The 12,736-nt window shown below is 70.7% G+C and carries 8 protein-coding genes; 2 read left to right on the top strand and 6 right to left on the bottom strand.

Annotated elements, in window-relative coordinates; all coding sequences use genetic code 11:
• Positions 1-278: 278 nt before the first annotated feature.
• The 4 genes from ACFZDC_RS41540 to ACFZDC_RS41525 form a co-directional block, all read right to left on the bottom strand.
• The gene (locus ACFZDC_RS41540; protein ID WP_391332250.1) at positions 279-1,637 is read right to left on the bottom strand and encodes an MFS transporter; all 1,359 of its coding nucleotides are present in this window, start codon (positions 1,635-1,637) and stop codon (positions 279-281) included.
• Positions 1,634-2,845 (bottom strand): alanine racemase, encoded by a 1,212-nt coding sequence (locus ACFZDC_RS41535; protein ID WP_391332248.1) that lies wholly within the window; start codon positions 2,843-2,845, stop codon positions 1,634-1,636. Before ACFZDC_RS41535 ends, ACFZDC_RS41540 begins: the two co-directional genes overlap by 4 nt.
• Positions 2,842-4,557: an IucA/IucC family protein gene (locus ACFZDC_RS41530; RefSeq protein WP_391332246.1), complete on the bottom strand. Its 1,716-nt coding sequence runs from the start codon at positions 4,555-4,557 to the stop codon at positions 2,842-2,844. The genes ACFZDC_RS41535 and ACFZDC_RS41530 overlap by 4 nt, the downstream gene beginning before the upstream one ends.
• 113 nt (positions 4,558-4,670) lie before the next feature.
• Complete coding sequence (locus ACFZDC_RS41525) at positions 4,671-6,254, bottom strand: IucA/IucC family protein (protein WP_391332244.1); 1,584 nt, start codon at positions 6,252-6,254, stop codon at positions 4,671-4,673.
• Between the two features lie 603 nt (positions 6,255-6,857).
• On the opposite strand from ACFZDC_RS41525, the gene ACFZDC_RS41520 reads away from it, so the two are divergent.
• Positions 6,858-7,625: a response regulator gene (locus ACFZDC_RS41520; RefSeq protein ID WP_391332242.1), complete on the top strand. Its 768-nt coding sequence runs from the start codon at positions 6,858-6,860 to the stop codon at positions 7,623-7,625.
• On the top strand, positions 7,622-9,151 hold the full coding sequence (locus tag ACFZDC_RS41515; RefSeq protein ID WP_391332239.1) for an ATP-binding protein: 1,530 nt from the start codon (positions 7,622-7,624) through the stop codon (positions 9,149-9,151). The genes ACFZDC_RS41520 and ACFZDC_RS41515 overlap by 4 nt, the downstream gene beginning before the upstream one ends.
• 142 nt (positions 9,152-9,293) lie before the next feature.
• On the opposite strand, the gene ACFZDC_RS41510 is transcribed toward ACFZDC_RS41515, so the two are convergent.
• Together ACFZDC_RS41510 and ACFZDC_RS41505 are read right to left on the bottom strand one after the other, a co-directional pair.
• Entirely contained in the window at positions 9,294-9,716 is a 423-nt protein-coding gene (locus ACFZDC_RS41510; RefSeq protein ID WP_391332237.1) for a ZIP family metal transporter, read from the bottom strand.
• Between the two features lie 405 nt (positions 9,717-10,121).
• Positions 10,122-11,984: an ATP-binding cassette domain-containing protein gene (locus tag ACFZDC_RS41505; protein ID WP_391332252.1), complete on the bottom strand. Its 1,863-nt coding sequence runs from the start codon at positions 11,982-11,984 to the stop codon at positions 10,122-10,124.
• Positions 11,985-12,736 lie beyond the last annotated feature (752 nt).

The raw sequence follows: 12,736 nt of genomic DNA, 5'->3' as shown, positions 1-12,736 counted from the left end.
GTCGACTGGCACTTCACCACCGACGACGCACGCGTGAAACTACGCCACCTCTACCCAACCACACAGCAAAACTAAGCCGCGACAATCTACTAGGTACTCCAGTGAGAGTTCTCCATTCTCCCTGGTCAGCGTCCTGCTGGTGCGCGATGTCCCCAACGGCTTCGTGCACCTGGCAAGAGGGGCGCCCCAGGAACCGTCCGGCCCGACATCCCCTGCTTCACCTCGGCCGGGTGGTCAGGGCCAAGCGGAGCAGTGCCCTCGCCGGCTCAAGGGCACGCTCACCGAGTGAAGCGCTCCTTAACGGTGGAGGGAGTCCTGCCGGATGTGCCGGCCGGAGGCGTGTCGGGGAGTGGTGCGCCGACCGGTCCGGCAACCTGCCTTGGACGATCCAGCCGTCGGCGCTCGGCGATCAACGCCGAGAGAGCGAGCGCGGAGACCGTCGAGACGATGCCGCCGAGGATCAGGCTGGAGCGGGTACCGAAGGCGTCGGAGACCAGGCCGACGAGGGGGGCGCCGATGGGTGTGCCGCCGAGGAGGACGAGGAAGTACACGGACAGCACGCGACCGCGCAGGTGCGGCTCGGCACGCAGTTGGGTCAGTGCGTTGGCGGTGGTGGTGACGGTGACCGCGGCGTAGCCGGTGGGGATCAGCAGCACCATGAATGTGCCGTAGCCCGGCATCAGGCCCAGCGCCGCTTCCAGCACTCCGAAGACTGCGGTTGCGGTGACCAGGCGCCGTGCGGTGGGAGGCCGACCGCCGTGGGCCGCAAGCGCCGCGCCGATGAGGCTGCCCGCGGCGTAGGCGGCCGAGAGGCAGCCGAAGGCGGCGGCGCCGGAGTGGAAGACCTTGATAGCTACGAGGGAGATGGTGACCTGGAAGTTGAGGCCGAAGGTGCCCACGACGGCGATGAGCGTGATCGGCAGCAGCAGCTCCGGGGTGGCGGTGATGTGACGGAACGCCTCGGTCAGCCATGGACCGTCGCGCTGAGGCCCGCTGGGCTCGCGCGGCGCGCCGGGAGGATCGGTGATCAGCCCGTACAGGACCGCCAGGTAGGAGACGGCGTTGATGAGGAACACCGGGCCGGTGCCCATGGCGGCGACGGTCAGACCGGCCGCGGCGGGGCCGAGGATGCGGGCGATGTTGAACTGGGCTGAGTTCAGGCTGATCGCGGCGGGCACCTGCTCCCGGCTGACCAGTTCGGCGATGAAGGCGTTGCGGGCGGGGCTGTCCACGGCGGTGGCGGTGCCGAGGGCGAGGGCGAGCGCATACACGGACCACAGGTTCACCACCCCGGTGGCGGTCAGCAGCCCCAGCAGCAGGGATTGCACCGCCATGGCGGTCTGCGTGATCAGCAGCAGCCGGCGCTTGGGGAACCGGTCGGCCAGGACACCCCCGGTCAGGCCGAACAGGGTCTGGGGCAGGAACTGCAGCGCGGTCACGACACCGACCGCGCTGCCGCTGTTCCCGGTGAGGTGCAGGACCAGCAGATCCTGGGCGGCACGCTGCATCCAGGTGCCGATGTTGGAGGTCAGCTGGCCCAGCAGATAGCGGCGGAAGGGGCGGACGGTGAGCGTGTCGAGCGCCGCGCTCGAAGCCTTGCTTCCCCTCTGTTCGCCGGCTCGGTGATCCGCGCTCATGCCGTCTGGAAGGCGTGGGCGTCCCCGACGGGAGCGTCGGCGCCGTCGACATGGTGGAAGGTCGGGTGGGGGTGCATGAGGAACTCGTGGTGGGAGATGTTCCATGCGTAGGCGCCGGCCATCGCGAAGGCGATCCGGTCGCCCACCCGCAGCCGGTCGACCATGGCGCGTCGGGCGAGGACGTCCTTGGGCGTGCACAGTTGCCCGACGAGGGTTACCGGCTCGTCGCGGGTCTCGGGGCGGGCCCAGGGCTGGTGCCAGGAGTCGTCGGGGATGACCTCGAAGGGCTGGTCGTGCTGTTTCGCGGCGGGTGTGCGCAAGTGGTGTGTGCCTCCGCGCAGGACGGCGAACGCCTCGCCGCGGCTGAACTTGATGTCCAGGACCTGTGTGACGTACCAGCCGCAGTAGGCGGTGACCGAGCGGCCCGGTTCGATCCGCAGCGTCAGGTCGGGGTGGCGCTCCAGTGTTCGGCGCAGTCCGATCCCGAAGGCCGGCCAGTCGAAGACGCGGCGGGGGTCGGCGTAGTCGACGCCCATTCCGCCTCCGATGTTGACCTCGGTCAGGGTGATCCCTCGTTGGTGCGCCCAGCGGTCTGCCCAGCTCATGACCTGGTCGACGAGGGCCAGGTGGGCGCGCGCGTCGAGGCCGCTGGCCAGGTGGGCGTGGAGCCCGTGCAGCCGGATACGCCCGTCGGAGGCGATGATGTGCAGGCATCGGTCCAGCTGGGAGGGGTCCAGACCGAAGGGGCTGGGCCGACCGCCCATGGCCAGCGCGACCGAGCGGACCACCACCGGTACGTTGACGCGCAGGAGGACGTCGGCGGTACGGTCGCCCAGCAGGGTCGTCAGGGTGCGCAGCTCGTGTTCGCTTTCGATGTGGAGGCGTTCCGCCCCGGCGTCCAGGGCCTGGGCCAGTTCGGCAGGGGTCTTTCCGGGGCCGCCGAAGGCGATCGGCGCGTCGGCGAGGAGGCCGCGGATGTGGCGGATCTCGCCGCCCGAGGCCACCTCGAACCCGTCGATGTGCTCCGCGAGGGCACGCAGCAGGCGCGGGTCCGAGTTGGCCTTCGCCGCGTACAGCAACTTGACGCGCTGCGGCAGCGCGGCCCGGATGGTGCGGGCGTGGTCGCGTAGGCCGCTCAGGTCGTAGACGTAGGCGGGCAGGTCGTCGTCGGCCAGTTGGTGGACGTGGTGCAGCAGGGTGGGTCTCACAGGGCGACCTCACGGGGGAAGTCCGCGCCGAGCGGGCTGGTCAGGGGGACGTAGGTGGCGTGCCGGTCTGCCTGGCGGGCCCAGCGCAGAAGGAGGTTGGCCTTGGCGGGCAGCGGAACTCCGCAGAGCAGGGCACGGAGCCGTGGCGGTTCGGCCGCGGTGCCGGCGTAGGCGTTGAGGTGGTCGCGGACCAGGCCCCACAGGGCCGGCTCGCGTGCCGGATCGAGGTCGGCGAGGGCGCCGAGCATGTCGGCGACGTGGTTGACCAGGAGGCAGTACACGACCCGGTTCCAGCCGCGTTCGGCGTCGTAGGTGAGGGGCCCGCTGACGTCTTCGGGCAGACTGGCGAGGGCGCGGCGGTGGTGGCCGGGCAGGAGTTTGGTGCCCTCCAGGTCGCGAAACAGCATCTGGGCGGGCATGCCCTCTGCGTTCACGCCGACGATGACGTTCTGCAGGTGAGGTTCCAGGACGACGCCGTGGTCGAGGTAGGCGGCCAGCACTGGCGGCAGCAGCAGCCGCAGATACGCGTCCCACCAGGCCAGGGCGTCTCCATCACCTCGGGCGAGCAGACGCGAGACGTGGGCTGCGCTGGTGGGGTACTCGTCCGCAACCGCGGCGGCGAGCAGGGGTGTGACGCCGGGACGCAGGTGAGGGCGCAGGCCGGAGCGGACGATGACGCCGAAACCCTCCAGCAGGGCGGTGTCGTCGTCGACGGCGAGCGTGCGGTAGCCCGGTTCGGCGAGCAGGGCGCAGCCGGGGAAGCGGTCGGCGATCCGGGCCATGACGGGCTGGACCAGCTGATTCAGGGCGACGGCACCGGACAGCTCGTAACGGGCGTGCTTGCGGACGCAGTTGGTGAGGCGGACGTTCAAGCTGAACTTCAGAAAGGTGTCCGCGTCCGGCTGGTACAGGGTGCGCACCGATGCCGTCGGCACCCACGCCGGCCCGCTCAGGCCGGTGTCCACAACCTCGCCCGCATCCATCGCCGCGCGCAGCAGGTGGTGGTCACTCAGGAGCCGGAACTGCCAGGGGTGCACCGGCAGCGTCACGAAGTCCGGGTCCGCCCCCGGGCACAGTGCGTCGAGATCCCTCAGGTCGCCCTCCTCCCGCACCAGGTGGCGGCGCACGGCCAGATGGCGAAGCCGGAAGCGGGCGCCGGTTTCCGGCCCGTAGGCCAGCCAGTCCGCTGGGTCCCCGGTGCGGGCTTTGGGCGTGGGGTGGAAGCGGTGACCGAACACCAGGGCCTGTTCCGAAGCGAGGTAGAGGTCCGTGAGCGGGGTTGCGCCGGCCCGGTGCTCCAGGGCGGTGCGGATGGTCTCGCGGCTGTCGCAGACCTGGTCCAGGAATTCGTCGTTGGCCGTGCCGGTGCGCTGCTCCAGTTCGTCCTGGACGTAGCCGGCCAGTTCCTGCCAGCCGATGGTGATCCAGCCGTCGCTGTCGAGCCGCTCGGCCGACCCCCGGAAACGGTGGGCGCCGATCAGCGAGACCCTGCGCAGTCGGGCGCGCAACAGCAGGCCACGTCGGGGCAGGCGCAGCAGGAGGTGGTCCTGGTCCACGGTCACCTGGTGCTCAGGAGCGGAGACCTCGCGGATCAGGCAGTTGAGCAGTGTGTGAGCGGTGACGATGTCGGCCGTCTGTGTGGAGCTGTCGGTCGCGGTGGCGGCGGTGACGGTCGTGGTTGCGTCGCTGGGGGCAGTGGTGGAGGTGGTCATGCAGTGGCTCCAGTACGTCCGAAGTCGTGTGTCGGTCGTCGGCCGGCCGTCGTGCGGCCATGGAAGGACCGGTTGGACCCGTCCTTCCATGGCCGCACCCGGGGCTGCGGGGGTCAGCGGTGCTCCGCGAGAGGATTGGGGACGGGAGTCCACTGCGCCGTGCCGGTGTCCTCGGCCAGACGCATCGCGATGGTCGCCTTCAGTGGCAGTGTGTCGCCGAAGAACGCTGCCGCGTCCCCGTCGTCGGGCAGATCGCTGTACACGCGGCGGCCGGCCTCGGCCACCGTCTCCCACAGCGTCCCGGGATCTGCGGCCCGTGTGCGGGCGAGGACGTCGACCAGTTCGCTGAAGACCCCGCTGAGCAGTCCGCCGAACAGCTTGGTGCGCAGCGCGTCCATGTCGTCGCCGGCGCGGGTGCCTTCCAGCGGCGGCAACGTGAACCCGCAGGCGGCCAGTCGGCGGGGACTGACCCGTACCCCGTCCAGGTCTCGGTACAGCACTCGCACCGGCCGTCCGTGTCGCAGTACTACCAGGGTGTTCTGGCCGTGGGCCTCCAGGGCCACCCCCATGGACAGCAGCGCCAGCACCGGAGGCAGTACGAGTTCGGCGAAATCCGCCAGCCAGCGCACGGGATCACCTGCCACGACGGCGGCGCCGGTGGCGTACACCGCCGTCAGCGGAACGGCGATCTCGCCGTCGTCGAGGTGGTACTCGGTGGACTCCCTGACCATCGCGGCCAGGCTCGCGGACGCCTGGCCGTCCACCCGTACCGCGCCGCCGCCCAGCTCGCGCAGGACTCGCAGGCTTCCGCCGAACCCGGCCTTGTCGACGACCGCCGAGACCAGCTCCGACAGGGGCGGGCCGTCGGCGACCTCGACCGGTGAGATGGTGCGGCGGTAGTTGGTGACCTGTACGTCGAGCGCGGTCTTGAGGTGGCAGCCCGCGAGACCGGCCGACGGCGCCAGGGTGCGCAGCGACAGTAGCGGCCGGGCCGGCAGTGTGCGCCGCGTCAGGGTGAGGTCGCGGTGGCGTACCAGCACGTGGTCCCGCTGCCAGGGATGCACCGGGACCAGGAACGTGTCCCCGTCACGCAGCTCAGCGGGCCACGTGCCGGCTTGCTGCAGGCGGTCGGCCGGGACGGCGAGCAGGGCCAGCTGGATCACCGGACGGTGTTCGGGCGCGTAGGCGAGCACTTCGGCGACGGACATGCCGGTGCGGGTGCGGCAGCACGGGTGCTGGGGGTGGCCGTCGATGACCGCCTGCTCCGCGTCGGCCGAGTCGCGCAGCGGAGGGGGTCCTCCGGCGTTCGCGGCGCGGGCCAGAGCAAGGTTGACGACACTGTTGTCGAGCTCCGCGGCGAGCCGGCTTGCCGCGGCGGTGCGCGACTTCAACTGCGCCAGCAGCTCTGCCGGGCCGCGGAGGGGCCCTTCGGGCCCCATGACGGTGAAGTCCTCGGGAATCTGGGCGAACCGCTGGGCACACGCGTCGGACGCGGCGAGACGGCCGCCGCTGTCCAGAGTGACCACCAGCGTCTCCGCCTCTCGCCGTCGGCCGGTCACTCCGGGAACCGGCTCTCGGGCGACAGCGCCCCACAGCCGGCCCAGCACGGTGGCACGCGCCGCCGGGAGCGCGTGCATGAACGGCTCGACAAGATCCGGGCGCACCATGCGCAGCTCTTCGACTGCTGTCTGAGACATCATCACCGTCCCGGAAGAGAAGGAGACGGCCGATTCGTAATCGCGTTTGAGTCTGTGTTTGGCATCCCTATTTCCAGATAATGTGTGGGCGGTTCCTTCGCTCGGCGTGCCTGTCGCCCGCCGCACATCGACACTACGGGGACGCGTGTAAGCGAATTCACTGCGCACATACAGCGAGCGCCGCAAGGAAGGGCACAGGCCGGGAGAACTGCCTGGGCTCCGGAACTTTCCTGTCCCGCGTTCGGATCAAGGTGGCTATCACGCCGCAGCAAAGAACGGACAGTGGAACAGCACGGCTGTTCCGCGAGGTCAGGCCCGGTAAGTGAGCGGCGCCCGGCTGGTCAGCAGCTCTTGATCACACCTCATGCGACGCGACCGACATCCGGGGTTCTTAACTGTTTGCTGACCAGCCGCTGTCGACGCGCTGGATGTCCGGGCACACTCCTGGCCTCCGACTGCGCCGTCCGACGGAATTCCAACGAGCCCATCGGGGGCCTCACCTGCGTCGACGTAACGGAACCGACTCGGACAGGATCACCGACACGGGGGAATGCACCGGCGATTGGCCCGCACGGTGTGCACGCCGTTTGTGAGCCTGAGCCCATGCACGTGTTGTTGATCGAGGACGACGACCGGGTGGCCGAACCATTGATGGAGGGGCTGTGCCGCTTCGGGTTCACCGTGGAACACGCGCGGACGGGTGCCGATGGCCTCTCTGCCAGGGAACCGGAGATAGTGCTGCTGGACCTGGGGCTGCCCGACATGGACGGCATCGACGTCTGCCGGGAACTGCGGGCCCGTTCCGCCGTCCCGATCATCATGATCACTGCCCGGGACTCCGAAGTCGATCGCGTGCTCGGCCTGGAGCTGGGCGCGGACGACTATCTGTCCAAGCCGTTCGGGATCCGGGAGCTGGTGGCCCGCATCCGCGCCGTCACGCGCCGGACCCGCGCTCCATCCCTCGGCCCCGGCGGTCCCGTGGCGGAGTCTTCCAGCGGCCCGGACCGGGGCGGTGTACCGGGTGCCCAGCGGATCGGGCCCTTGACCATCGACCGCCGCACCCGTCAAGTGCACCTGCACCAGTCGCCCATCGCCCTGGCTCCCAAGGAGTTCGACCTCCTCGTCTGCCTCGCCGAGGATCCCGGAGCCGTCTTCTCCCGCCAGCAGATTCTGGACACCGCCTGGGAGCCGCACTACTTCGGCCCGACCAAGACGCTCGACGTCCACATCGCCGCCCTGCGTCGCAAACTCGGTGATCCCTCCTGGATCGAGAACATCCGCGGCATCGGATTCCGCCTCGTACCGCCGCCGGCAAGGGCCGACGCCACCTCGCAGGCACCGCTCGAACAGCCCCGCAGAGGTGTGCGATGACCCGCCGCCTCCTGCTCAGCTACCTCAGCCTCATGGCGCTCGTCCTGCTCGCCCTCGAAGTGCCGTTCGGTTTCGTCTACGCCCGCAGCGAGCTGAACCGCTTCTCCCACACCGCGGAACTGGGCGCGGTGACACTCGCCTCGGTGTGCGAGGAGAAGCTTGAGCACGGACTGGCCTCCGATCTGCCCCAACTCGCCCGCAATTACGCTCGGCGTACTGGCAGCAGCGTGGTCGTCGCCGACCGGAGGGGCATCGTCCTCACCGACACCACGACCGCCACCACCGTGGGAAGGAACCTCTCCTCCGAACCGGACATTGCCGCCGCCCTGAGCGACCGGCCCGCCACGGGCATCAGCCACGACCTCGTCCCGGGCGGCAAAGTCCTGTTCGCCACCGTGCCAGGGGCCTCCAGCGACACGGTGCCCTGCGTCGTGCGGACCCTGTACTCCCTTGGCCCACTCGCCCAGAAGGTCCACGCCACCTGGATGGCGCTCGCCCTGGTCGGGCTGGGCGTGCTGGCCATGGTCGCTCTCATCGGCTTCGCACTGGCCCGCTGGATCACCCGACCTCTCCGAGCCCTGGAATGCGCCACCAGGCAACTCGCCGACGGCCGCCTCACCGACCCTCCGGCCACCGACCGCGGGCCGCCGGAACTGCGGCAGCTGGCCACTTCCTTCACGCGCACGGCAAACCGGCTCCAGCACCTGCTCCACGCCCAGGAAGCCTTCGCCTCCGAGGCGTCGCACCAGCTGAAGACCCCGCTGACCTCACTGCGCCTGCGCCTTGAGAACTTCGAGCCCCATCTGGCCCCCTGCGCCCAGCACAGTCTCGATGAAGCGATCGGCGAAGTGGGACGGCTCAGCCGCATGGTGCAGGGGCTGCTCGCCCTGGCCCGGCTGGAGAACTCGGCGATCACACCGGAAGTCATCGACCTCGACGCCGTCGTGGCCGACCGGGCAGCTATCTGGACAGCGTTCGCCGGTGAACAGCACGTCGACATCACCGTGGCCGGAACTCCGGCCGGACCGGTGTGGGCAGTCCCGGGAGCACTCGAGCAGATCATCGACAACCTGCTCTCCAACGCACTGCGGGCGTCCCCTCCCGGCAGCACCATCACCCTCGCAACCGCACCGGCACCCACCGACTACGGCCGTACACCACTCATGGCCGAGCTGCACGTGGTCGATCAAGGCCCAGGCATGACCGAAACCGAACGGCAACGCGCCTTCGACCAGTTCTGGCGTGCCACCGACGCCCACCACGACGGCACCGGCCTCGGCCTGTCCATGGTCCAGCGGCTCACCCAGGCCGGCGGGGGCGACGTCACACTCGACGCCGCACCCCACGGCGGCATCGACGCCCGCATCCGGCTCCGGCCCGCACGGGCCACCCGCATCCGAAGACATCCCGTCAGCCGCGCCGGGCCACCGCACCTCACCCGTGCCGGGGCCGGCGGCAAGGAACACGGGCAGGCGCGCCTCCTGGGCGATGGTGCGGGCCACCGAGCCAGGACCGACGGTCCGTAGGCGACCGTCCTCGCCGCGGCGCCCCCGGACCCACGGGTAGGCGATGACGCGATCCGGACTCGGCACGCGGCCCGCGACACTGGTTGGGCAGCCAGGGCAACAGAGGTACAGCGGTCGCCGGCGCCGGAGCGCCGCCGCTCGTTCAGGCGCCGGCCGCCGTTACGACGGCGTCGGTGGCGAAGCCGAGCAGGAGGCACCAGGTCGTGAGGGTCTTCAGCCCGGTCCTGCGGGCGACGGCCGGCAGTTCGATGACGACGTAGAGGATCGACCCGGCGGCGAGGCCGAGGAAGGCGATCGACAGGGTGTCGTTGACCAGGTGCTGGCCGATGAGCGTGCCGAGGAAGGTGGGGGCGCCGCCGATCAGGCCGAGCCGCAGCAGGGTCGGCCAGGACGGGCGTTCGCCTTCGGCGGCCAGGGGGGCGATGATGCCGAAGCCCTCGGGGGCGTTGTGCAGGCCGAACCCGACGATCAGCAGGAGGGCGAGGGACAGTTCGCCCTGGGCGGCAGAGTCGCCGATGGCCAAGCCCTCGGCGAAGTTGTGCAGGCCGATGCCGGTGGCGATCATCAGCGCGAGCGAGCGAGCCCGCCTGACTGCGGGTCCTCGGTGCCGGCTCGGCGGTGGCGGCGGCACCGGGCCCGGTCGGGCGTGCGGAGGCGGCCCGGCGGCGGCTGACCCAGGCGTCGTCGTGGACGAGCCCGGCCAGTCCGATCGTGAGACCGCTGAAGGTGACGTGACCGGGGAGCGTGGCACGGCTGTCCGGGGCGTCGGCTCCGTCCAGGAGGGACAACAGCCCGGCTAGGGATTCCCGCTCGTTCGGATGCCGGGCCAGGTACACCTCGGTGGTCGCGCGGATGGGGGAACGGGTGAGCGGCACGTCATCACCTCGGGACGGCGTAGGAGGGGCGGGGACGTCCACGGCCGTGGGTGCGGCCGCTTCGACGGGGCCTACTGAGGTGGCGCCGGGGCCGCTCATGCGGGTGTCCCGCGCTTCGCGCCGTCGGGCTCGGACGTGATCTGGTAGGACAGCAACTGCTGGAAGAGGCCCGGCTGTTGGGAGAGCTGGGCGTACGTGCCCTCTTGGACGATTCTGCCGTCGTCGAGGACCACGATGCGTTCGGCGATGGCGACGTTGGTGATGCGGTGGGTCACCAGCAGCACCGCCCGGTCCTGGGCGAGGTTTCGCAGCCGCTGGAAGATGCGGTACTCGGCGCGGGGATCCAGGTTCGCCGTCGGCTCGTCGAGGACCAGCAGACCGGCCTGGCGGAAGAACGCTCTCGCCAGGGCGATGCGCTGCCATTGGCCGCCGCTGAGTTCCTCCCCGTTGAGCCACTCGCGGGCCAGGAGGGTGTCCAGGCCGGCGCCGAGCTTGTCGACGACTTCGTCGGCGTCGGCCGCCTCGCATGCCTCGCGGACCGCCGCGTCGCCGCGCGCGGTGGGCTGTCCCTGGGTCACGTTCTCGCGCACGGTCAGTGGCCAGTGCGCGTAGTCCTGCGGCACGAGGGCGACCTGCTGCCACAGAGCCTGTGGGTCGCAGTCGCCGGTGGGGACGCCGTCCCACAGCACCTGCCCGCCTGTGGGCAGGTAGAGGCCGCTGACCAGCTTCGACAGCGTCGACTTGCCCGAGCCGTTGAAGCCCACCAGCGCGGTGACCTCGCCCCGGCGCAAGGTGAGGGAGACGTCGGACAGTGCGTCGCGGTCCTTGCCGGCGTACCGGTGGGTGACCGACTTGACCTCGATCGTCTCCGGCGGCTCAGGGCGGTGCGGACCCCGGCGCATGCGGAAGCCGCCGGCCTTGTCGAGGAAGCCGCTCCAGTCGTCCATGTACAGCCCGGTCCGCACGGCGCGCGCACCGACGGCCACCAGACCGCGGATCGACATGCCTACCGTCTGCAGGGCGAAGACGGCCGTCCCGGCATGCCCGACGGTGATACGGCCGGTCGCGAGCAGCCACACGACCGCAGCCCACACCACCGCCGACCCCAGACCCCCGCACACCGCGCCGACCAGGGACATCCGGGCGCCCTTGTCGGCCGCGGCCCGGTCCTCGCGGTTGATCCGGGCGACCGTGTGCCGGTACCGGCCGGACAGGAAGCCGGCCATGGTGCCGGCGCGGATCTGGTCGGCGGCGTCCTTGGTGTAGATGTGCCAGCGCAGCACCGACAGCATCCGGTTGTCGCCGTTGCTGCGGAGGTTCGCCAAGTACCGGACGCGCGCGGCGCTCACCTGGGCCAGGGCCTGCGGCAGGCTGGCTGCGACGAGGAGCGGGAGCAGGACCCAGTGCACGCCGGTCAGCACGATCGCCCCGGCGAGGAAGCCGGCGCCCGAGGCGATCAGGTCCTGGCCCTCATTGATCAGGTCGCCGGTGACCTGGGCGCCGCGGTCGGCGGCTTCCCGGTCGCGGTTGAAGTCGGGGTCGTCGTACGCGCACAGTTCGACCTCGGCGCAGCCGGTCAGCAGCATCTGCTCGGCCTCGCGTGACATCAGCGGGCCCAGCCGGGAGGACAGCCAGTTGACGGTGATGCCGAGGAGCGCGCGCACGCCGGCGGCACCGGCGAGCAGGGCGACGGAGGGCCACGCCTGAAGGAGCCGGTGGTAGACGTCTCCGCTGCGCAGCAGGGCGGTCAGAGTGCCGGCGATGGCGACCAGGCCCAGGGCCTGCATCACGCCGGTGACGGTCTGGCACAGCAGGAGGCCGACGGTCGCTCGTCGGTCGACGCGCCAGGCGAGAGCCAGCGAACGGCGCACCAGTTGCGGCAGGCGGCGGGCCATGTCGCGCATCCGGATCGAGCGGCCGGCTGCCTCGCGGCTGCCCGTCAGGTCGACGTACCGCATCTGCGGCTCGGGAGCGGGCCGAGTGCCCGCCGGCGAGGGTGCGGACGGTCCGGCGGACGGCGCGCAGGGGGACGCCGCGGGGGCGGTGCGCGGTCCCGGAACACTGTCGGCTGATGCATCGGTGGGCTCACTCATGCCGCCCACCCCGTATCCGGGCGTGCTGAGCTGAGCTTGTCGTCAACGCCGTGCGTGATCACGCCGGGCCGCCGTTCGATTCCGGGAGGCTGCCGCAAGGGGGCAGGGGTGGGATGCATGGCGTGTCCTCCGTCTGGGCGTCGGTGTGGCACTGATGCTCTAAAAACGCGCTGGACCTGGTCCCGTCACGGCCCGATGGGAGGGCATTTGGTGAACGGGAGTTCTGATACCAGGGGCAGGGCGGGCGGGCTCTGGGTGGTCGCGACTCAAACTCGTTCGATCAGGGCGGCTCACTCCTTCAGGGGGTTGCGGACAGCACGGACCGGGCCGCGGCGGAAGTCCGCGGCGGTCGTGCGGCGGGTGTTCAGAGCAGGACCGGCGAGAGGGCGTCAGATGTGGAGGACGCTGAAGGCGACGGAGGGGAAGCGGCGGCCGTTGACCTGGAGGGCGAGGGAGTAGGAGCCCGGTGAGACCTTCCACCGTGCGGTCGAGCGCAGCGGGTGCGCCTTGGCGAGCCGTAGCCGAGTCGCTGATCCAGACAGTGTCGTGCCAGAAGTCGGTGTCCTTGGCCAGGACCCGGATGATCCGCTTGATCTGCGGCAATGCGGCGCGCAGCC

The organism is Streptomyces sp. NPDC007905, assembly GCF_042959345.1.
Classification (GTDB): domain Bacteria; phylum Actinomycetota; class Actinomycetes; order Streptomycetales; family Streptomycetaceae; genus Streptomyces.
The sequence above is the reverse complement of the archived record's forward strand: the minus strand, read 5'-3'. Positions and strand labels throughout refer to the sequence as shown.